Below are 20,328 nucleotides of genomic sequence, written 5' to 3'. Positions count from 1 at the left end.
ACCGGCAATCGGCCCCCACCACGCCGCCATGTCGGTAGCGTCCTATAACGTGGCGGATCTGGCCGGGCCTTTCGCGCTCGGGGAATGCCCTGAGGAGGAACCATGAAGGCTGTACTCGACGGCGTGATCATCGCTGAAGCCGACCGGGACGATCTGGTCTCGATCGAAGGCAACTGGTACTTCCCGCCCCGCAGCATCCGCGAAGGCGCCCTCGAGAAGAGCCCGACGCCGTACACCTGCCCGTGGAAGGGTGCAGCCCAGTACTGGAGCGTCAACCTCGACGGTGTCGGCCTGGTCGACGGAGCCTGGTCGTACCCCGAACTTCGCCCGGGCGCCGCACAGCGCGCCGGCACCGACTTCGCCGGCTACGTCGCCTTCGACCCGCGGATCTCGGTCGTCGACTGAGGTGCGCGACGAATGATCGAGTTCCAGAACGTCTCGAAAGTCTTCCCCGACGGAACGCAAGCGGTCGCGGACTTCAGCCTGGTCCTCCCCTCGCGGCGCACCACGGTCTTCGTCGGCTCCTCCGGGTGCGGCAAGACCACGCTCCTTCGCATGATCAACCGCATGGTGGAACCCACCGACGGCGTCATCACGATCGATGACGAAGATATCTCCTCGCGGCCCGCGGTGAAGCTGCGCCGCAGCATCGGGTACGTCATGCAGAACTCCGGACTGATGCCGCACTTCACCGTCGCCGACAACATCGCGACCGTTCCGGTGCTCGAGGGCGAGACCCGTCGTGCCGCGCGCACGCGAGCTCTCGCCTTGATGGAGACCGTGGGTCTCGACAGCTCGATGGCCGATCGCTATCCCAGCCAGCTGTCCGGTGGCCAGCAGCAGCGCGTCGGTGTCGCCCGGGGGCTCGCCGCCGATCCGAACATCCTGTTGATGGACGAACCGTTCGGTGCCGTCGACCCGATCGTGCGCGCCGAGCTGCAGGAAGAACTGCTCCGCCTCCAGCGCGACATCGGCAAGACGATCGTCTTCGTCACGCACGACATCGACGAGGCGTTCCTGCTCGGCGACCAGGTCGCCATCCTCGAGAAGGGTGCGCAGATCGCTCAGCTCGGCACGCCGTCGGAGATCACCGAGAACCCCGCCAACGACTTCGTCGCCAGCTTCATCGGCGCCGACAAGGGAAAGCGGGCGCTGCACCTCGAACAGACCGCGCGGGGCACGATCGTCGTCGACGGCGAAGGCCGCACCCAGGGGGCGCTCGTGGAGGCGCCGACGCCGTGACCTGGGTCGTCAACAACTTCGCCCTGATCGGCGAACTGACACTGACGCACCTGCGCCAGAGCGTGGTCGCGCTCATCATCGGGTTCGTGCTGTCCGTGCCGATCGGGTGGATCGCCTGGCGCTACCAGCTGGTGCGCAGCAGTGTGATCACCATCACCGGTCTGCTGTACACGATCCCCTCGCTCGCGCTGCTGATCCTGCTGCCCAGCCTGACCGGGTGGTACTCCTTCGTGAGCGAGACGAACCTGATCGTCGCGCTCACCATCTACGCCGTGGCGATCCTCGTGCGCTCCGTGTCCGACGGCCTCGACTCCGTCGACCCCGACGTGCGCCAGGCCGCCACGGCGATGGGCTACGGGGCGTTCCGTCGATTCTGGGCGGTGGAGTTCCCCCTCGCCGGTCCCGTCGTGCTCGCAGGGGTGCGCGTCACCGCGGCGAGCACGATCTCCCTCGCCACCGTCGGTGTGCTCGTGGGCATCACCAACCTCGGCTATCTGTTCACGAACGGACTGCAGCGCAACATCATCCCCGAGGTGCTGGCGGGCGTCCTCGCCGTCGTCGTGCTCGCCTTGGTCGTCGACGGGGTGCTGGTGCTCGCCGGACGGATGCTGATGCCGTGGACCCGACGGGTGCACACGCCGCGCCCCGTGCGCTCGCCCGCCCTCCCGGTCGGAGCGAACGCGTGAACCTGATCGCCGAAGCCTTCGCCTGGATCTTCTCCGGCGACCAGGGCCGCCTCGCCTCGATCCCGACCGCGATCCTGCAACAACTCGCGTACACGGCCGTCGCCGTGCTCATCGCGGGTCTCATCGCCGTACCCCTCGGGTGGTACATCGGCCACACCGGTCGTGGTCGTGACATCGCCATCGCGATCTCGGGCGCGGCGCGGTCGATCCCCTCCTTCGGCCTGCTGATCCTGCTCACCCTCGTGATCGGGGTCGTCTTCAAGCCCCAGGCGGCGACGATCACCTTCGTCGTGCTGGCGATCCCCTCGATCCTCGCGGGCGCCTACACCGGCTTCGAAGCCATCGATCGGCGTGTCATCGACGCCGCGCGGTCGATGGGGATGACGCAGTGGCAGGTGCTGTGGCGTGTCGAGGTGCCGCTGGGGCTGCCGCTGCTCGTCGGCGGCTTCCGAGCCGCGACCCTGCAGGTCGTGGCCACCGTGACGATCGCCGCCTACATCGGACTCGGCGGCCTCGGCCAGTACATCATCACCGGCCTCGCGCTGCAGCAGCTTCCCGTCATCATCGGCGGGGCGATCCTCGTCGCCGTACTCGCGCTCGCCCTCGATGGACTGTTCGCCCTGTTGCAGCACGCGGTGGTGCCGCGCGGCGTTCGTGCGGCAGCATCCGGCAGTCGCGCCGGCGCCAAAAAGAAGCCGCGTGTCGCGGCGCCTCGCACGCTCGAGCCGAAGAGTGCAGACTTCGCCTGAGCCTTCCCCCACCCCACGACTCCCGCTCTCACCAAGAAAGAGGAAATCCATGTTCACAGCACGAACCGGAAAGAGCCTCGCCGGCCTCGCGCTCGGCGCCGTCGCAGCGCTCGCGCTCGCCGGCTGCTCATCCAGCAACCCCCTCGACTCCGGCGACACCGCCCCCAGCGGTGAAGCAGGCTCCACGGTCGTCGTGGGCTCGCAGGCCTACTACTCGAACGAGATCATCGCCGAGATCTACGCGCAGGCGCTCGAGGGCGCAGGCGTCACGGTGGAGCGCCAGTTCAACATCGGTCAGCGTGACGCGTACATCCCGCTCCTCGAGAGCGGCGAGGTCAGCCTGTTCCCGGAGTACTCCGGCAACCTGCTGCAGTTCTTCGAGCCCGACACCGAAGCGCGCACGTCCGACGACGTGTACGCCGCGCTGCCGGACGCGCTGCCCGACGGCCTCGAGGTGCTCGACCAGTCGTCGGCATCCGATCAGGACTCCTATACGGTCACGGCGGCCTTCGCCGAGCAGTACGACCTGACCTCCATCGCCGACCTCGCGAATGTCGACGTGCCGCTCACCCTGGGGGGCCCGGCCGAGCTCGCCGAGCGTCCGTACGGACCCCAGGGTCTCAAGGACACGTACAACGTGGACGTCGCGTTCTCCGCCACCGGTGACACGACGGTGCAGGACCTCGTCGCCGGCACCGTGAACGTAGCCAACGTCTACACGGCCGACCCGTCGATCCAGACCGACGACCTCGTCGTGCTCGAAGACCCGGAGGGTCTGTTCCTGGCGTCCAACGTCGTCCCGGTGGTCAACAGCGACGTCGCGGACGAGGTCTCGGACACCATCAACGCCGTGAGCGCAGCGCTGACGCCGGAGGGCCTCGTCGCCCTCAACGTGCAGTCGACGGTCGATCAGCTCTCGACCCCCGACATCGCCAAGAAGTGGTTGGAGGACAACGACCTGCTGTAACCAGCATCCGTTGTTCGAGGGCCGTCCGGGACACCCGGGCGGCCCTTGGCCGTCCCCGCGGCATCGGCCATCACCAACGTCGGAGAATCGCACCGAAGTCGGAGGATCCACGCGCACACCTCCGACATCGGTGCGATTCTCCGACGCCAGCCGGGGACGGCGGAGCCGCCCCAGGCCGGAGCCGACGCTTTGCCAGACGACACCGCGTAGCCTGGGAGGGATATGGCGCATCTTCTCGGGGCCGAGTCCCTGCATCTCGAATACCCGACCAAAGTCGTTTTCGACTCCGTGACCCTCGGCGTCTCCGAGGGAGACCGCATCGGCATCGTCGGCCGCAACGGCGACGGCAAGTCCAGCCTCCTCGGCATGCTCGCGGGCCTGCGCGAGGCGGACTCGGGCCGCGTGACCGTGCGCAGCGGTGTGACCGTGGGCGTGCTGCACCAGGCCGACGAGCTCGACGACGACGACACCGTCTCTAACGCCGTCGTCGACGGTCGCGCCGAGCACGAGTGGGCGGGCGATGCGCGCACCCGGGATGTGATCGCGGGCCTGCTTTCGGACGTTCCGTGGGATGCGAGCATCGGCACGCTCTCGGGCGGTCAGCGCCGGCGCGTCGCCCTCGCCCGGTTGCTCTCGGGAGACTGGGACATCCTCTTCCTCGACGAGCCGACGAACCACCTCGACGTCGAGGCGATCACCTGGCTCGCCGCACACGTGAAGCGCCGCTGGGCGGCGAACTCCGGCGCCCTGCTCGTCGTCACACACGACCGGTGGTTCCTCGACGAGGTCAGCACCGTGACGTGGGAGGTGCACGACCGCATCGTGGAGTCCTTCGAGGGCGGCTATGCGGCCTACATCCTGCAGCGCGTCGAGCGCGACCGGCAGTCCTCCGTGGTCGAGGCGCGCCGTCAGAACCTGGCGCGCAAGGAGCTGGCCTGGCTCCGACGCGGAGCGCCGGCCCGTTCGACCAAGCCCAAGTTCCGCATCGACGCGGCCAACGAACTCATCGCCGACGTTCCGGAGATCCGCGATCGCATCGCACTGCAGTCGCTGGCCACCTCGCGCCTCGGCAAGGACGTCGTCGATCTGATCGACGTGGCCGTGAGTTACCCTCCGACCGGCTCAGGGCCGGCGAAGGATGTCATCCACGACGTCACGTGGCTGATCGCCCCGGGTGAGCGCACCGGCATCCTCGGTGTCAACGGCGCCGGAAAGTCCACCCTGCTCGGCCTGGTCGACGGCTCGATCCAGCCCACCGAGGGGCGGGTCAAGCGGGGCAAGACCGTGCACGTCGCGACGCTGACCCAGCGCCTCGACGAGCTCGAGCAGCACCTCAACGACCCCGTGCGCGTCGTGATCTCGCGCCTGCGCACCTCGTACACCTTCGGCGCGGGTTCGAAGGCGCAGGAGCTGTCGCCCGGCCAGTTGCTCGAGCGCCTGGGATTCGCCAGCGCCCAGCTGTCGACCCCCGTGAAGGACCTCTCGGGCGGCCAGAAGCGACGCCTGCAGCTGTTGCTGATCCTGCTCGACCAGCCCAACGTGCTCATCCTCGACGAGCCGACGAACGACCTCGACACCGACATGCTCGCCGCGATGGAAGACCTGCTCGACTCGTGGCCGGGCACACTGTTGGTCGTCTCGCACGACCGGTACTTCCTCGAGCGCGTCACCGACCAGCAGTACGGGATCCTGGGCGGCAAGCTCCGCCACCTCCCCGGTGGTGTCGACGAGTACCTGCGCCTGCGGGCGCAGGGCGAGCCGACGGCGAAGACGTCGGGCGCCGCGGCGTCGATCCCGAAGCTCGCGGGAGCCGAGCTGCGTACGGCGCAGAAGGAGTACGCCGCGGCCGAGCGACGGATCGCCAAGATCGAGACGCAGGTGAATGCGGCCAAGGCCGCGCTGGCCGAACACGATCAGGGCGACTACCAGGGGCTGGCGGCCGAGATGGCGCGCATCGGCGCCCTGGAGGCCGAGCGCGAGACCCTCGAGGCGCGCTGGTTCGTGCTGGGGGATCTGCTGAGCTGACCGCGGTCAGTGGATCGCGTACTCGAGCAGCACGATGAACAGACCGAGGGCGGCGGTGCCGGCCGCGCCGAGCAGGCGCATGGTGACGTTCGCGCCGCGGCGCGCATAGGCGTTGTAGCCGAGCACCGCCAGCACGCCCATCGTCGCCCACAGGGAGAGGTCGTCGAGATCGTCGGGCGGGGTGCCCTGCACGCCGCCGATGATGAGCACGATGGTCGCGGGTATCGAGGCGTAGAGCATGCCGGCGGAGTGCTGCACGGCGCGCCGGGTCGCTTCACCGAGACCGTGCTCACCGTGGTCGGTGAGGGTGTGGGCGAAGACGTGCGCGATGAAGAACACGATCAGCGTGCCCACCGATGACCCCAGCATGTCCCACGCGTTCTCGGCGTGGTCGGCGGAGATCGTCACGAACGCGGCGAAGACGATGACGCCGTAGATGGCCGCGGGGCTGCGGAACCGCACGTCCAGCCAGTGACGGAAACCCCGATGCTCCGGCATCGACTGCTCGCTCATGCGTCGAAACCCAGACTCAGTTTGCGCAGCAGCCCCGCGAGGCGGTCGCGGTCCCCGCGGGAGAGGGACTCCAGCAACAGGGCCTCCGCATCGACGAGGCGGGTGATCGCAGCATCCACTCTCGTCCTTCCGTCGGGGGTGAGGGTGACGAGGATGCTGCGACCGTCGCCCGGGTCCGCCTCCCGGCGCACCAGCCGGCGTCCGACGAGGCGATCGATGCGGTTCGTCATCGTGCCGCTCGACACGAGCGTCTGCTGAAGCAGCGCCTTCGGGCTCAGCTGGAACGGTTCGCCCGCTCGGCGCAGCGCCGACAGCACGTCCCACTCCCACGACTCCAGGTCGCTGCGGCGGAACGCCTCCCGCCGCGCCCGGTCGAGGTGGCGGGAGAGCCGATCCACGCGGGAGAGCACCTCCAGCGGCGAGAAGTCGAGGTCGGGCCGCTGCCCCGTCCACGCATCGACGATGCGGTCGACCTCGTCGTTGTGCTGCTCCATCCGCCCATTATCCCGATCCGCTCGCCGATTCCTTCGCGATGACCGCCCGCGAACCCTGCTCCCCTGTCACACCGTGCGGGTGCCACCCGCAGTTCGTGACAGGGGAGCAGGGACGGCGGGGGAAGGGGAGTGGGGTTCCGGTACCCGGCGCATGGCAGACTTGACGGGCGTTGCGGTCGGGCCCCGAGGGCCGGATCGCACGTGGTCCGCCGTGGTGTAATGGCAGCACGACAGCCTTTGGAGCTGTTAGGTCTAGGTTCGAATCCTGGCGGCGGAGCATGAGCGAAACCACCGAACTCGCAATCGTCATCCTCGCCGCAGGTCAAGGCACGCGCATGCGCTCCCGACTGCCCAAAGTGCTGCACGCGGTCGGCGGTCAACCGCTCGTCGGGCACGTGCTCGACACCGCCGCGGGCCTCGATCCCGCGCGGATCGTCGTCGTCGTCCGCCACGAGCGGGACCTCGTCTCCAGCGCCGTGCTCGATATGGCCCCGGACGTACGCATCGTCGACCAGGACGACATCCCCGGCACGGGCCGCGCGGTGCAGGTGGCGCTCGCCGAGCTCGGCGACTTCGCCGGCGACGTGCTGGTGCTCAGCGCCGACGTGCCGCTGCTGGAGACCGCGACCCTCGCCGACCTGCTCGCCGCGCACCGGGCGGGCGGCGCCGCTGCCACCCTGCTCAGCGCGCGCGTCGCCGACCCCACCGGCTACGGCCGCATCATCCGAGCCGGCGACGGCAGCGTGCAGCGCATCGTCGAGCAGAAGGATGCGTCGGCCGAGGAAGCATCCGTCACCGAGATCAACGTCGGCGTATACATCTTCCAGGCGCCAGCGCTGCGCACGCACCTCGAGCTCGTCGGCACCGCCAATGCCCAGGGCGAGCGCTACCTCACGGATGTCATCGGCCTCCTCCGCGACTCGCGTGAGAGTGTCGCGGCGACCGAGGCTCCGGATGCTTCCGCCGCCCTCGGCGTGAACGATCGGGTGCAGCTCTCCGAGGCCGGTCGCATCCTTAACGCCCGCACGGTGCGGCGGTGGCAGCTCGCCGGGGTGACCGTGCTCGATCCGGCCACCACCTGGATCGACGTCACCGCGACCCTCGCCCCCGACGTCACGGTGCTCCCCAACACGCACATCCTGCGCGCCACGACGGTCGCCACCGGAGCAGTCATCGGCCCGGACACGAGCCTCGTGGACTGCGAGGTGGGGGAGGACGCCACCGTCACCCGCACCGACGCGACGCTGTCGGTTATCGGCGCCCAGGCCACCGTCGGGCCGTTCTCCTACCTCCGCCCCGGAACCTACCTCGGCACCCGCGGCAAGATCGGCACGTTCGTGGAGACCAAGAACTCCACGATCGGCGACGGCAGCAAGGTGCCCCATCTGTCCTACATCGGCGACACCACGATCGGCGAGCGGGTGAACCTGGGCGCCGGTGCGATCACGGCGAACTACGACGATCTCGTCAAGCACCGCACCGAGATCGGCGACGAGGTGCACACCGGTTCGCACAACGTCTTCGTGGCGCCCGTTAGAATCGGAGACGGCGCGAAAACCGGCGCGGGAGCCGTCGTCCGCAAGGACGTTCCTCCCGGGGCCCTCGCGCTCAGCGTCGCCCCCCAGCGCAACATCGACGGGTGGGTCGAGACAAACCGATCCGGTACCAGAGCGGCCGAAGCCGCCGCTCGTGCCCGGGCTGCACAGGAAGCGGGCCATGGGTCGCAAGAATAAGACGGTCGATCTCGACCGCGAGAACGGTATCGCCCCGGGCCTCGTCGCCAAGACCAAGAAGCGGCTCGTCATCGCCGCCGGGCGCTCGCACGTCGGACTCGCGCGGGAGGTCGCCGAGAACCTCGGCACGGAACTCGCGCCGACCGAGCACCGCACCTTCGCCTCCGGCGAGATCTACACGCGGTTCGCGGTGTCGATCCGCGGCTGCGACGTGTTCGTCATCCAGTCCTTCGGGCCGCCGGTCAACGAGTGGCTCATGGAGCTGCTCATTATGCTCGACGCGCTCAAGCGTGCATCCGCCAAGCGCATCACGGTCGTCGCCCCCTACTTCCCCTACTCCCGCCAGGACAAGAAGGGCCGCGGCCGCGAGCCGATCAGCGCGCGACTCGTCGCCGACCTGCTCAAGACCGCCGGTGCCGACCGCGTCATGAGCGTCGACCTGCACGCCGCCCAGATCCAGGGGTTCTTCGACGGACCCGTCGACCACCTCTTCGCCAAGCCCGTGCTGCTGGAGTATTTCCAGGCGCACCTCAGCCCCGAGGACCGCGACACCCTCACGGTCGTCTCGCCCGACATGGGGCGTGTGCGCGTCGCCGACACCTGGTCGGACAGCCTGGGCGCACCTCTCGCGATCATCCACAAACGCCGCGACCCCAAGGTCGCCAACCAGGTCACCGTGCACGAGATCGTCGGTGACGTCTCCGGACGCACCTGTCTGCTCGTGGACGACATGATCGACACCGGTGGCACCATCCAGAAGGCCGCGCAGGCGCTGAAGGAAGCCGGCGCGCGCAAGGTCATCGTGGCGGCGACGCACGCGATCTTCAGCGACCCCGCGACCACGCGGCTGCAGGATCCGGCGATCGACGCGGTCGTGGTGACCGACACGGTGCCGATCCCCGAAGAGCGCCGTTTCGCCGGTCTCACGGTGCTGCCCATCGCTCCGCTGCTCGCCCGCGCGATCCACGAAGTATTCGAGGACGGCTCGGTCACGAGCATGTTCAACGGCGAGGCCTGACGCTCGATCGAGGGGCCCTCCGGCCCTTTCTGACGCATTGCATAGGTTCCGCACAGGTACGGCCGTCAGGGTGGGACTCCACTTGTCTCGAGGCCTGACCCAAGGAGGACCCATGATTCGTCCCGCCGTTCTTCCCCGCCCCGCTCGTGTCACCGCCGCCTTCGTCGGCGTCCTCGGCATCGTGACCCTCGCGGGGTGCGCGACCGACGCCACCACCACTACTCCGTCGGACACCTCTTCGTCCGACGCCGCTCCCGCCGCGTCGTCGGCACCCGACGCGTCGGCTGCTCCCGCGGCCGGTGACGCCACCGGCGCCTATGCCGACGGCACCTACACCGGCGAGGGAACGTACGCCACACCCGAGTCCGTCGAGACGATCGAGGTCACCCTCACGCTCGAGAACGATGTGGTGACCGCCGTCGAGGTGGTCGGCGACCCGCAGGCAGCGGAGTCGCAGCGCTACCAGTCCCAGTTCATCGGCGGCATCTCGGATGAGGTCGTCGGAAAGAGCATCGACGACCTGTCGGTCAGCCGGGTCGCCGGTTCCTCGCTCACGAGCGGGGGCTTCAACCAGGCGGTAGACGCCATCAAGTCCGAGGCCGCGGCCTGACCGGCGGGGTGCCCACCGTGATGTCGGCGCACTCCGTCTGGTCGTTCGAGGCGATCGGGACCGCCTGGACGATCGAGACCCCCGCACCCCTGCCGCACCACACCCGAGCCGAGGTCGACGCGATCATCGCCGGCTTCGAGCGGGAGTGGTCGCGGTTCCGCGACGATTCGGTCGTCTCCGCCCTGGCCGTGAACGGTGGGACGGTGCCGCTGCCCGCCGATGCGGCAGCCATGCTCGATCTATACGACGAGGTGGATGCTGCGACCCGGGGCGCGGTGAATCCGCTGATCGGCGATTCGCTCGCCCGGCTGGGGTACGACGCGCGCTATTCGTTCGCGGGCGGTGCGCCCGAGCCGGCCCCCGTCGACTGGCGAGGTCGGTTGCGGTGGAGCGGAGACCGGCTCGAACTCGACGTTCCGGCCACGATCGACGTGGGCGCCCTCGGCAAGGGGCGCCTCGTCGACCTCGTCGCGGCGAACCTGATCGCATCCGGTGTCGACGTCTTCGTGGTCGACGCGAGCGGCGACCTCCTCGCCCGCGGCGCCGCGGAGCGCATCGCGCTCGAGCACCCGTACGACCGGACCCGCGCGATCGGCGTTATCGACCTCGCCGACGGCGCCCTCTGCGCCTCGGCGATCACGCGCCGCGCGTGGGGGCAGGGCCTGCACCACGTGCTCGACGCCCGCACCGGAGTGCCGGTGACCGCGTATGCCGCCACGTGGGCGCTCGCCGCCGACGCGATGCACGCCGATGCTCTCGCGACCGCGCTGTTCTTCGACGGCGGCGCGGAGCTCGCGGCCGCGTGGGGAGTGCAGTGGGTGCGGATGCGCACCGACGGTCGGGTCGAGTGGTCGCCCGCGAGTACGGCAGAGTTGTTCTCGTGATCGCCTCCCTCACCGCGGCGTGGACCCGCGGCTTCGGACTCCTCGGTCGCCTCTCGATGTACCGGCTGGTGATGCTGTCGCTGGCCACGCTCGCGGGGCTCTCGCTCGTGCTGTCCTTCTTCGGCCTGGTGGGACCGGGTCCGCTCGAGCTCGTCGTGACCGCACTCCTGCTCGCCCTCGTGTGCGCGGCGACCGACTTCGCCGCCCAGAGCGTGCTGCGCATGCCGCACCGGTACGAGTCGTCGCTCATCACCGCAGCGATCCTGCTGTTCATCGTGCGTCCCTCGCTCGATCCGATCGCGCTCCTCGGCATCGTGATCGCCGGCGTCGCAGCATCCCTGTCCAAGTACGTGCTGGTCTGGCGCGGCCGCCACATCTTCAACCCCGCCGCCGTGGGCGCGACCGTCCTGACGCTCGTGAGCGTCGCGGTGCCCGCCCTCGGCTCCTCGGCGTGGTGGGTCGGCACTCCCGCTCTCGCGGCGCCCGTCATCGTGCTGGGGATCGCCGTGCTGTGGCGCACCGAGAAGCTCGGCATGGTCGCGGCGTTCTGGGTCATCGCGACCGCGGTCGCGTTCCTGCGAACGACGCTGCAGTATCAGGCAGTGGGATTCCCCGTGGATCCCGGACAGCTGTTCGTGCAGGTCGCGTTCTCCTCGCCGTTCCTCTTCCTCGGCGCCTTCATGCTGACCGAGCCCCTCACGCTGCCGCCGCGCCGCTGGCAGCAGTTCTCCGTGGCCGCCCTCGTCGGGGTGCTCGCCGGGTGGCCGATCGCCCTCGGTGCGATCACGCTCGGTCAGGAGCGCGCCCTGCTCGTCGGCAACCTCCTCGCCTTCCTGTTCGCCCTCCGCGCGGCGGTGCGGCTGGTGGTCGAGAGGCGCAACGAACTGACGCCCACGGTGCGCGAACTCACCTTCCGCGCCCAGCGGGCGTTCGCCTTCCAGCCGGGGCAGTACCTGGAACTCGACGTGCCCCACAAGCGCCCCGACGCGCGGGGAACGCGCCGGGAGTTCTCGATCGCGTCGGCCCCCGAAGACCTCCCCACGGTGCGGATCGCCTTCAAGGAAGGCTCTCAGAGCAGCTACAAGCGCGCCCTCGCCGAGGTGCCCGTCGGCGAGACCCTCGCCGTGACGGGGGTGTGGGGCGATTTCCTCCTCCCCGCGAACCCGGCGACGCCGGTGCTGATGGTCGCCGCCGGTATCGGGGTGACGCCGTTCGTCTCGCAGCTGCGGCACCTGCAGGCGATCGGCGAGAATCGCGACGTCGTGCTGGTGTACGTGGCATCGGATGCTTCCGAGCTGGCGTTCCGGGAGGACATCGCGCGCTCGGGGGTTCCCGTCATCGTCTTTACGCGTGACGAGCCCGCGGGGATGCCCGCGAACTGGACGTGGGCGGGCATCGGCGTGCGTCTGGACGCGGAGGGGCTGCTGCGCGCCGTTCCCGACCTGCCCGCGCGCCACGCGTTCATCTCCGGGCCGCCGACCTTGATCGCGTCTCTCGCTCCGGCCCTCTCCCGGGCCCGCACGCTGACGACCGACGCCTTCGCCGGGTACTGATCCCAGCATCCGCTCCTCGCGGTTCCTTCGCCCCGGGCCCCACCGCCCCTGGCCCCCTCGCCCAGAACGTGCGTACTCGTCGAGACCACCCGTTCTCGTGCGCGCTGACGTGCGTGTTCGTCGAGAACGTACGTTCTGGGCGTCGTGCGAGAAGCGAGAAGCGAGAAGCGAGAAGCGGGAAAGGTGAGCGAGGCGAGGGAGGGGGAGCGGGGTCAGGACGGGTCGGCGGGACGAGCGGGCAGGCGCACCTCGAAGTTCGTGTCCCCGGGGATGCTGTGCACCGTGAGCGTTCCGCCGTGTGCGGCGACGATGGCCCGGGCGATCGAGAGCCCGAGACCGGTGCCGCCGGTCTTGCGGGCGCGGGAGCGGTCGGCGCGAGAGAACCGCTCGAAGAGCTCGTCCGCCACGCTCGGGTCGACACCGGGTCCGTCGTCGTGCACCCGCAGCACCGCTTCGCCGCCCTCGCGCGCGACCGAGACGGTCACCGTCGTGCCCTCGGGCGTGTGGGTGCGCGCATTGGCGAGAAGATTCGCGACCACCTGGTGCAGGCGCGAGGTGTCGCCGGCCAGCTGCACGGGCTCGTCGGGGACATCGACGACCCACTCGTGGTCGGGACCGGCGGGACGGGCGTCGCCGACAGCCTCGAGGGCGAGTTGGGTGAGGTCCACCGAGCCGTAGACGAGTTCCTGTCCCTCGTCGAGGCGGGCGAGCAGCAGCAGGTCCTCCACCAGTCGCGTCATGCGCAGCGACTGCGCCTGGATGCGCGTGAGGGCCTCCTGCGACGTCTCGCTGAGTGTACGGTCGCGCAGCGACAGCTCGGAGTAGCCGCGGATCGAGGCGAGCGGGGTGCGCAGCTCGTGGCTCGCGTCGGCGACGAAGCGTCGCATGAGCTCTTCGTTGCGCTGGCGCTCCGACAGTGCCGCGTCCACGTGGTCGAGCAGCGTGTTCAACGCCGCTCCGACCTGACCGATCTCGGTGCGCTCGTCGGCCTCGTCGGTGGGCACCCGCTCGGTGATCGACACCTCGCCCTGATCCATCCGCACCGACGCGACGCGCTTAGCGGTGTCGGCCACGGCGCGCAGTGGTCGCAGGCCCAGGCGGATGACGATCGCGATGATCGAGCCGAGCACGAGCAGTCCCCCCGTGGTCACGAGCGCGATGGTCGTGAGGATCTGCGCGATCGTGGTGGTGACCTCCGTCAACGGAAGGCCCAGCACGAGCTCGGTGTACGAGCCGGAGGGGTCGAGCCGGCCCGACACCCGGTATTCGCCCAGGTCGGGGAGGGCCACCACGTCGGACGCGGTGGCTCCGCGCAGGGAGTCCGCGATGTCGCGGATCTGCTCGTCGGTGAGCTCACGCACGTCGGTACCGTCGACATAGGCGCCCGTCGTTCCACCGACGAGGTTCCGCATCACGAGCACCGAGCCGTCGCCGAACGCACCGGAGGTCAGCACCTCACGTGCCGTGCTGTCGGGCGCGAAGCGGATCTCCTGGGCCTGCGAGGTGACCTCGGCCTGGAGGTTCGACTGCAGCACGGAGGAGAGGATCGCGCTCGTGGCGAGGGCGATGATCGCGAGGATGATCGCCACCATGCCGATGATCGCCGACATGAGCCGGGCCTGCAGGCTCCAGGCGCGCGCGGTGCGGCGAGGGGCGGGAGCGGTGGTGGTCACTGCGGGGCTTTGATCATGTAGCCCACCCCGCGGACGGTGTGGATGAGCGGTTCGCGGCCCGAATCGATCTTCTTGCGGAGGTACGAGATGTACAACTCCACGACGCTCGAGCGTCCGCCGAAGTCGTAGTTCCACACACGGTCGAGGATCTGCGCCTTGGAGACCACACGGCGCTGGTTGCGCATGAGGTAACGCAGCAACTCGAATTCGGTGGCGGTCAATTCGATCTCGTCCTGCCCGCGGATGACCTCGTGGCTGTCCTCGTTCAGGGACAGGTCGCCGACGTGCAGGATCGGTTCGCCCGCGCCGGCCATCGCGGTGCCCGCGCGGCGCATCAGCCCGCGGAGGCGCGCCACGACCTCCTCGAGGCTGAACGGCTTCGTCACGTAGTCGTCGCCGCCCGCCGTCAGGCCCGCGACGCGGTCGCTGACCGCGTCTTTCGCCGTGAGGAACAGCACGGGAACGTCGTTGCCCGAGTGGCGCAGCCGCTGCAGCACGGCCATCCCGTCGAGGTCGGGCATCATGATGTCCAGCACCATCGCGTCGGGGGCGAAATCACGCGCTGCCTGGAGGGCCTGCAGGCCCGAGGCTGCCGCCTGCACGTCCCAGCCCTCCATGCGCAGCGCCATCGACAGCAGGTCGGTGAGCATCTGCTCGTCGTCGACGACGAGAACGCGCAGCGCGGATCCGTCGGGGCGCGTGAGGGCGGCGGAGGAGGCAGGCGTGGTCATGCGTCAATTGTGCGCTCGTTCCTATGGTGTTCCTATGACGGATGCTATGGCCCCGCTGTGAGTTCGATACAGGGCAACCGCATAAGCGGGTCTGGGGGACCGCATGAGGAGCCTTCCTAACGTCGGGGTCGACGGCGGCATCCGGGCGCCGGAAGGAGACTCATGTACGGGACGTATCTGCGGCGCGAACTCATCGGCCGAAGAAAACAGACGATCATCGTGGCGGCAGGCCTCGCCATCGCCATCGCCCTCGTCATCATCGTCAACGCGCTGTCCGCGGGTGTGCGCGACGCGCAGACCGAAGCGCTGTCGTCGGTCTACGGCGTCGGCACCGACCTGACCGTCAGCGGGGCGGCGACAGAGCCGGGGGAGGGACGCGGGGGAGCGGGCTTCGACTTCGGGGGATCCGACGGCGAGACCAGCGACGGCACCACCACCCTGAATCAGTCGCGCCTCATGGCCGACATGATGCGGGGCACCCTCGAGGCCTCGAGCGTCGACGACGTCGCCTCTCTCGACGGTGTGGCGGCAGCATCCGGTGCCCTGTCCCTGACCAACACCACCTTCTCGGGAGAGATGCCCGACCGTTCGGCGGCCGGTGGCGAGCCGGGGTCGATGGGCGCACCTCCCACGGGCGGCGCCGACGGTGCCGGCGGCAGCTCCTTCGACATCGCGTCCTTCACCGTGCTGGGCATCGACCCCGGGTCCGCGTCGATCGGACCCCTGTCGTCCGTCACCGTGACCGAGGGACGCGTTCTGGAGTCGGCGGATGCCGGCACCGATGTCGCGATGGTGGACGCCACCTACGCCGCCACGAACGACCTCGCCGTCGGGGGCACGATCGAGGTGGCCGGGACGAACATGGAGATCGTGGGCATCGTGTCGTCCGCATCCTCCGACGCCGATACCGCGGCGAACGTCTACCTCCCGCTCGACGTCGCCCAGGAGCTGGCGGACGTGGGTGATGTCGTCTCGACCGTCTACGTGCAGGCGGCCTCGGCCGCGGACATCACCGCGGTGCAGTCCGAGATCAGCGAAGCGCTTCCCGACGCGTCGGTGAGCACGCAGTCCGAGCTCGCCTCGACGGTCTCGGGGTCGCTGTCCAGCGCGTCCTCGCTGATCACCAACCTCGGGACGTGGCTGTCGATCATCGTGCTCGTCGTGGCGCTCGCGCTCGCCGTGCTCTTCACCATCTCGGGCGTCTCCCGACGCACCCGCGAATTCGGCACCCTCAAGGCGATCGGCTGGTCCAACAACCGGGTGGTCGGCCAGGTCGCCGGGGAGTCGGTCGTGCAGGGTCTGCTCGGCGGCGTCGTGGGCCTCGCCCTCGGCCTGGCCGGCATCGCAGTGATCAACATCATCCAGCCGACCATCTCCTCCGCCCCCGCGGCGACCGAGGCGGGCGGACCGCTCGGCGGCGGCCCGGGCGGTGCCGGTATGGGCGGTGGCGCCGGGTTCGGCCAGGCCGCCGCTCAAGCAGCGGACGTCGTGCTCACCGCGCCGATCACGATCTGGGTGCTCGTCGCCGCGGTCGGCATCGCGGTCGGGGGCGGCCTCGTCGCCGGAGCGTTCGGTGGCTGGCGCGCCGCGCGACTCAGCCCGGCCGAAGCCCTCCGCTCGGTCGCATGACCGCGTCCTTCCTCCACCCCAGCATAGAAACGAGAGAGCACATGAGCATCGCCGATCCCTCAGCATCCGCCGTCATCATCGAGGACCGACCGCCGCTGTACCGCTTGCGAGACGTGACCAGGCTCTACCGCCAACGCGATCGGGTGGTCACCGCGCTCGCCGGTATCGACCTCGATATCGAGGAAGGCGACTTCGTCACCATCCAGGGCCCGACCGGGGGTGGGAAATCGACACTGCTGCAGGTGCTGGGCGCGCTCGATCGCCCCACCGCCGGCTCGGTGCGACTCGGCGAGGTCGACATCGCCACAGCGTCGAACGCGCAGCTCGGCGAGATCCGCGCGGCCGAGATCGGGTTCGTCTTCCAGGGGTTCAACCTCATCCCGACGCTGACGGCCGCGGAGAACGTGAACATGGGGCTCGAGCCGCTGGGCCTGGAACGTGCGGAGCGGGCGGCGCGCGTCGCGGACGCCCTGGCCCAGGTGGGGCTGGCCGACCGAGCCGACCATCGCCCGGGGGAGTTGTCGGGCGGGCAGCAGCAGCGCGTGGCGATCGCTCGGGCGATCGCGAAGCATCCTCGTGTCCTCCTCGCGGACGAGCCGACCGGAAACCTCGACGAACGGATGCGCGACGAGATCCTCGGGGTGCTGCAGGCGCTGAACGCGGAGGGGCTCACGCTGATCGTCGTGACGCACGACTCGGCGGTCGCTGCCCGAGCGCGTCGGCGGCTGCGGCTCGAGCGGGGAACCGTGAGGGACATCACCCGGCGCTGAGCGGGGGGCGGCCGCCGGCCCGCGGGTGGGGGACTGCCGCGGGTCGGCGTGCCGCGCTACCGTGTTCGCCATGACACCTGCGCAGCTGCAGGCCGGCGTCGCCGGCACCGTCGTCGCCCCGAGCGATCCCGAGTGGGATGCGGCGCGACTGTTCCACTCCGGTATCGGAGAACCCGCGCTCATCGTGCGGGCGGCCTCCGTCGCCGACGTCCGAGCCGCCGTCACCTACGCCGCCGCCGAGGACCTTCCCGTCGGGGTGCGCGGCGGCGGGCACAGCGCGTGGGGCAGTCTCACCGGCGGCCTGCTCATCGACCTGAGCGCGCTGAGCGAGGTGACGATCGACGACCACCGCGTCTCGGTCGGCGGGGGCGCCACCTGGGGAGCGGTGGCCGCGGTGCTCACCCCAGCCGGTCTCGGCATCAGCTCGGGCGACACCGCCTCGGTCGGCGTCGGTGGACTCACCCTCGGTGGCGGCATCGGCTGGATGGTGCGCGCGTGGGGATTGGCGCTCGACCAGCTCGTCGGAGCCCAGGTCGTCACCGCCACGGGCGACGTCGTCGAGGCCTCCGCTACCGAGCACCCCGACCTGTTCTGGGCGCTGCGGGGAGGCGGCGGCAACTTCGGCGTGGTCACCCGCTTCGATTTCGTCGCGCACGACCTGCCCGGGATCGTCTTCGCCACTGTGCGCGTGGTCGATCCCGAGCACGCGTTGCGCGAGCTGCGCGACGTGATGCGGGAGGCACCGCGCGCGCTGAGCGTGACCTACATGGACGTGCCGGCGATGGATCCGAACGCCCCGCCCGGCGCGACCGTGAGCGCCTGTTGGGCGGGCACCGACCTGGAGTCGGCGCGGGCCACGCTCGCCCCGGTGCTGAATTCGCCGGCGTTCGTCGGCGCCGAGATCGCCGCGGTCTCCTACCCGTCCATCCTCCTGGACATGCCCGGGTACGACCCCGAGCAGCCGGCTCCCGATTTCGTCGGCGGCAACACGCTGCTGCTCGACCTGACCGAGGAGGCCATCCACGCCCTGACCGCATTCCGCGCGGCCCGCCCCGCGTCGATCCTGTTCCTGCGCTCGGTGGGCGGGGCGTACGGCGATGTCGCCGCCGACGCCACGGCGTTCCCGTTCCGCAGCGCCCAGTGGTTCGCCATGGCGGGGGCGTTCCGCATCCCCGGCGTGCTCGACGCCGACGCGGAGGTCGCCGCCGAGCACGACTGGGCGCAGATCGAAGCCCTGGGCACCGGCTCCTACGGCAACTTCACCACGAGCGTCGATCGTGCCTGGGTGCACAAGATGTACCCGGATGCTGCGTGGCAACGCCTCCTCGGCGTGAAGCACACGTGGGACCCGGCGAACCGCTTCTCCTTCAACCACAACATCTCGGGGTGAAGACGCCGCCGGCGCGTCACCCCGAAGGATGACGCGCCGGCGCGTGGACCGCCGGGGTCAGTGGGTGTCTTCGGCCTCGATCTCGGTGCGGTCGCCCGACCACAGCGTGTGGAAGGTGCCCGGCTTGTCGATGCGCTTGTACGTGTGCGCTCCGAAGAAGTCGCGCTGCGCCTGGATGAGCGCCGCGGGGAGACGCTCGGCACGCAGGCCGTCGTAGTACGCGAGCGAGGACGAGAACGCGGGGGAGGGGATTCCGACCCGAGCGGCCGTGGCGACGACGTCGCGCCACGAGTCCTGCGCGCGGGTGAGCGCCTCGACGAAGTACGGCGCGGTCAACAGCACGGCGAGGTCGGGGGTCGCTGCGTAGGCCTCGGTCATGCGGTTGAGGAACTGCGCGCGGATGATGCAGCCGCCGCGCCAAATTCCCGCGATCGCGCCGAGGTCGATGTCCCAGTCGTACTCGATCGCGCCCGCGCGGATCTCGTCGAACCCCTGCGAGTACGCGACGATCTTCGAGGCGTAGAGGGCGAGACGGATCTTCTCGATGAACGCGTCGGCGTCGTCGACGGCGAAGTCGGCGTCCTGCTCAGCGGTCGGACCGGGCAGGTCTCGGGAGATCTCGCGCTGTTCGGCGTGCGAGGAGAGCGAGCGGGCGAAGGTCGCTTCGGCGATGCCCGACACCGGCACGCCGAGGGCGAGAGCTGTCTGCACCGTCCACGCGCCCGTTCCCTTGGCACCGGCCTGGTCGACGATCACATCGACGAGCGGGCGACCGGTCGCAGCATCCGTCTGACGGAGCACCTCGGCGGTGATCTCGATGAGGTACGACTCGAGCTCGCCGCGATTCCACTCGGCGAAGATGTCGGCGATCTCGGCCGGCGTCTTGCCGGTGCCGCGCCGGATCAGGTCGTAGGCCTCGGCGATGAGCTGCATGTCGGCGTACTCGATGCCGTTGTGCACCATCTTCACGAAGTGGCCTGCGCCGTCGTGGCCGACGTGCGTCACGCAAGGCTCACCCTCCGCGACCGCGGCGATCGAGCGCAGGATCGGACCCAGCGTCGTCCACGACTCGTCGGAGCCACCGGGCATCAGCGAGGGCCCGAGCAGCGCACCCTCCTCGCCGCCGGAGACCCCCATGCCGACGAAGTTGATGCCGGTCTCGCGGACCGCCTTCTCGCGACGGATGGTGTCGGTGAACAGCGAGTTGCCGCCGTCGACGATGATGTCGCCCGGCTCGAAGACGCGGATCAGATCGTCGATGACCGCGTCGGTCGCCGTGCCGGCCTTGACCATGATGATTGCGGTGCGCGGACGCTGCAGGGAGGCTGCGAACTCCTCGTACGAGTACGAGGGCACGAAGCCGGCCTCGGGGTGAGCGGCCACGAGGTGCTCGGTCTTGTCCTGGCTGCGGTTGTGCACGGCCACGACGTTGCCCTCGCGGCTCGCGAGGTTGCGGGCGAGGTTGGAGCCCATCACGGCGAGCCCCACCACACCGATGTTGGCGTCTCCCGCGGTGGCGGGGGCGTCGGCTCCCGCTTCACCGACCGGGCGGGCGACATCTTCGGCGCCGGGCGCCGACTCGTGGGCAGGCGACGAGTCGGGGCCGTCGGCCGGGTCCTGCGAAAGATGGATCTGGGCGGAGGGATTGTCTGCGGACACGC

At 69.9% G+C, this 20,328-nt stretch carries 19 protein-coding genes and 1 tRNA gene; 15 read left to right on the top strand and 5 right to left on the bottom strand.

The genetic code is table 11. The annotated features are described in order from the left end of the window. Window positions 1-102: 102 nt before the first annotated feature. The 6 genes from ACFXP5_RS05080 to ACFXP5_RS05055 all read left to right on the top strand — a co-directional run bounded on the left by ACFXP5_RS05080 (window position 103) and on the right by ACFXP5_RS05055 (window position 5,669). A complete protein-coding gene (locus ACFXP5_RS05080; protein ID WP_394527407.1) occupies window positions 103-405 on the top strand; it encodes a DUF427 domain-containing protein in 303 nt (100 codons plus the stop codon). 12 nt (window positions 406-417) lie between these two features. Further along, on the top strand, window positions 418-1,242 hold the full coding sequence (locus tag ACFXP5_RS05075) for an ABC transporter ATP-binding protein (protein WP_394527405.1): 825 nt from the start codon (window positions 418-420) through the stop codon (window positions 1,240-1,242). After that, window positions 1,239-1,928: an ABC transporter permease gene (locus ACFXP5_RS05070; protein WP_394527403.1), complete on the top strand. Its 690-nt coding sequence runs from the start codon at window positions 1,239-1,241 to the stop codon at window positions 1,926-1,928. The genes ACFXP5_RS05075 and ACFXP5_RS05070 overlap by 4 nt, the downstream gene beginning before the upstream one ends. Further along, window positions 1,925-2,677, top strand: a complete 753-nt coding sequence (locus tag ACFXP5_RS05065) for an ABC transporter permease (protein ID WP_394543760.1) — start codon at window positions 1,925-1,927, stop codon at window positions 2,675-2,677. Before ACFXP5_RS05070 ends, ACFXP5_RS05065 begins: the two co-directional genes overlap by 4 nt. 49 nt (window positions 2,678-2,726) lie before the next feature. Further along, window positions 2,727-3,644 carry an ABC transporter substrate-binding protein gene (locus tag ACFXP5_RS05060; RefSeq protein WP_394527400.1) on the top strand — a complete coding sequence of 306 codons (918 nt, stop codon included), beginning with the start codon at window positions 2,727-2,729 and terminating at the stop codon, window positions 3,642-3,644. A 222-nt stretch (window positions 3,645-3,866) separates the two neighbouring features. Next, complete coding sequence (locus ACFXP5_RS05055; protein WP_394543759.1) at window positions 3,867-5,669, top strand: ABC-F family ATP-binding cassette domain-containing protein; 1,803 nt, start codon at window positions 3,867-3,869, stop codon at window positions 5,667-5,669. Between the two features lie 6 nt (window positions 5,670-5,675). On the opposite strand, the gene ACFXP5_RS05050 is transcribed toward ACFXP5_RS05055, so the two are convergent. Both ACFXP5_RS05050 and ACFXP5_RS05045 read right to left on the bottom strand, forming a co-directional pair. After that, a complete protein-coding gene (locus ACFXP5_RS05050) occupies window positions 5,676-6,182 on the bottom strand; it encodes a hypothetical protein (protein ID WP_394543758.1) in 507 nt (168 codons plus the stop codon). Further along, complete coding sequence (locus tag ACFXP5_RS05045; RefSeq protein ID WP_394527395.1) at window positions 6,179-6,676, bottom strand: MarR family winged helix-turn-helix transcriptional regulator; 498 nt, start codon at window positions 6,674-6,676, stop codon at window positions 6,179-6,181. The genes ACFXP5_RS05050 and ACFXP5_RS05045 overlap by 4 nt, the downstream gene beginning before the upstream one ends. A gap of 205 nt (window positions 6,677-6,881) precedes the next feature. Here ACFXP5_RS05045 and ACFXP5_RS05040 point away from each other — a divergent pair. From ACFXP5_RS05040 to ACFXP5_RS05015, 6 genes are all read left to right on the top strand, one after another. Next, a tRNA-Gln gene (locus ACFXP5_RS05040) sits at window positions 6,882-6,953 on the top strand. Window position 6,954: 1 nt separating this feature from the next. Then, window positions 6,955-8,409, top strand: a complete 1,455-nt coding sequence (gene glmU / locus ACFXP5_RS05035; protein WP_394543756.1) for a bifunctional UDP-N-acetylglucosamine diphosphorylase/glucosamine-1-phosphate N-acetyltransferase GlmU — start codon at window positions 6,955-6,957, stop codon at window positions 8,407-8,409. Then, window positions 8,393-9,427, top strand: a complete 1,035-nt coding sequence (locus ACFXP5_RS05030; RefSeq protein ID WP_394527392.1) for a ribose-phosphate diphosphokinase — start codon at window positions 8,393-8,395, stop codon at window positions 9,425-9,427. Before glmU ends, ACFXP5_RS05030 begins: the two co-directional genes overlap by 17 nt. A gap of 112 nt (window positions 9,428-9,539) precedes the next feature. Further along, window positions 9,540-10,037: an FMN-binding protein gene (locus ACFXP5_RS05025; protein WP_394527391.1), complete on the top strand. Its 498-nt coding sequence runs from the start codon at window positions 9,540-9,542 to the stop codon at window positions 10,035-10,037. Between the two features lie 20 nt (window positions 10,038-10,057). Beyond that, window positions 10,058-10,921, top strand: coding sequence for an FAD:protein FMN transferase (locus ACFXP5_RS05020; protein ID WP_394544181.1), 864 nt, complete (start codon window positions 10,058-10,060; stop codon window positions 10,919-10,921). Beyond that, window positions 10,918-12,474, top strand: a complete 1,557-nt coding sequence (locus tag ACFXP5_RS05015) for an FAD-dependent oxidoreductase (protein WP_394543755.1) — start codon at window positions 10,918-10,920, stop codon at window positions 12,472-12,474. The genes ACFXP5_RS05020 and ACFXP5_RS05015 overlap by 4 nt, the downstream gene beginning before the upstream one ends. A gap of 212 nt (window positions 12,475-12,686) precedes the next feature. Here ACFXP5_RS05015 and ACFXP5_RS05010 read toward each other — a convergent pair whose 3' ends face one another. Both ACFXP5_RS05010 and ACFXP5_RS05005 read right to left on the bottom strand, forming a co-directional pair. Next, window positions 12,687-14,147, bottom strand: coding sequence for a sensor histidine kinase (locus tag ACFXP5_RS05010; RefSeq protein ID WP_394543754.1), 1,461 nt, complete (start codon window positions 14,145-14,147; stop codon window positions 12,687-12,689). Then, a complete protein-coding gene (locus tag ACFXP5_RS05005; protein ID WP_394527388.1) occupies window positions 14,144-14,878 on the bottom strand; it encodes a response regulator transcription factor in 735 nt (244 codons plus the stop codon). The genes ACFXP5_RS05010 and ACFXP5_RS05005 overlap by 4 nt, the downstream gene beginning before the upstream one ends. Window positions 14,879-15,040: 162 nt before the next feature. Here ACFXP5_RS05005 and ACFXP5_RS05000 point away from each other — a divergent pair, with 162 nt between their 5' ends. The 3 genes from ACFXP5_RS05000 (at window position 15,041) to ACFXP5_RS04990 (ending at window position 18,667) form a co-directional block, all read left to right on the top strand. Further along, complete coding sequence (locus tag ACFXP5_RS05000; RefSeq protein WP_394543753.1) at window positions 15,041-16,507, top strand: ABC transporter permease; 1,467 nt, start codon at window positions 15,041-15,043, stop codon at window positions 16,505-16,507. A gap of 41 nt (window positions 16,508-16,548) precedes the next feature. Then, on the top strand, window positions 16,549-17,277 hold the full coding sequence (locus ACFXP5_RS04995; protein ID WP_394543752.1) for an ABC transporter ATP-binding protein: 729 nt from the start codon (window positions 16,549-16,551) through the stop codon (window positions 17,275-17,277). Window positions 17,278-17,347: 70 nt separating this feature from the next. After that, a complete protein-coding gene (locus ACFXP5_RS04990; protein WP_394543751.1) occupies window positions 17,348-18,667 on the top strand; it encodes an FAD-binding oxidoreductase in 1,320 nt (439 codons plus the stop codon). Window positions 18,668-18,724: 57 nt separating this feature from the next. Here the strand turns inward: ACFXP5_RS04990 and gndA are convergent, their stop codons facing one another. Continuing rightward, on the bottom strand, window positions 18,725-20,158 hold the full coding sequence (gene gndA / locus ACFXP5_RS04985; RefSeq protein WP_394527583.1) for an NADP-dependent phosphogluconate dehydrogenase: 1,434 nt from the start codon (window positions 20,156-20,158) through the stop codon (window positions 18,725-18,727). Window positions 20,159-20,328: the final 170 nt, after the last annotated feature.

It is taken from the genome of Microbacterium hanjuni (genome assembly GCF_043556395.1).
Taxonomy (GTDB): domain Bacteria; phylum Actinomycetota; class Actinomycetes; order Actinomycetales; family Microbacteriaceae; genus Microbacterium.
Note: the sequence above shows the minus strand (reverse complement) of the source record. Positions and strands in the feature narration are given on the sequence as shown.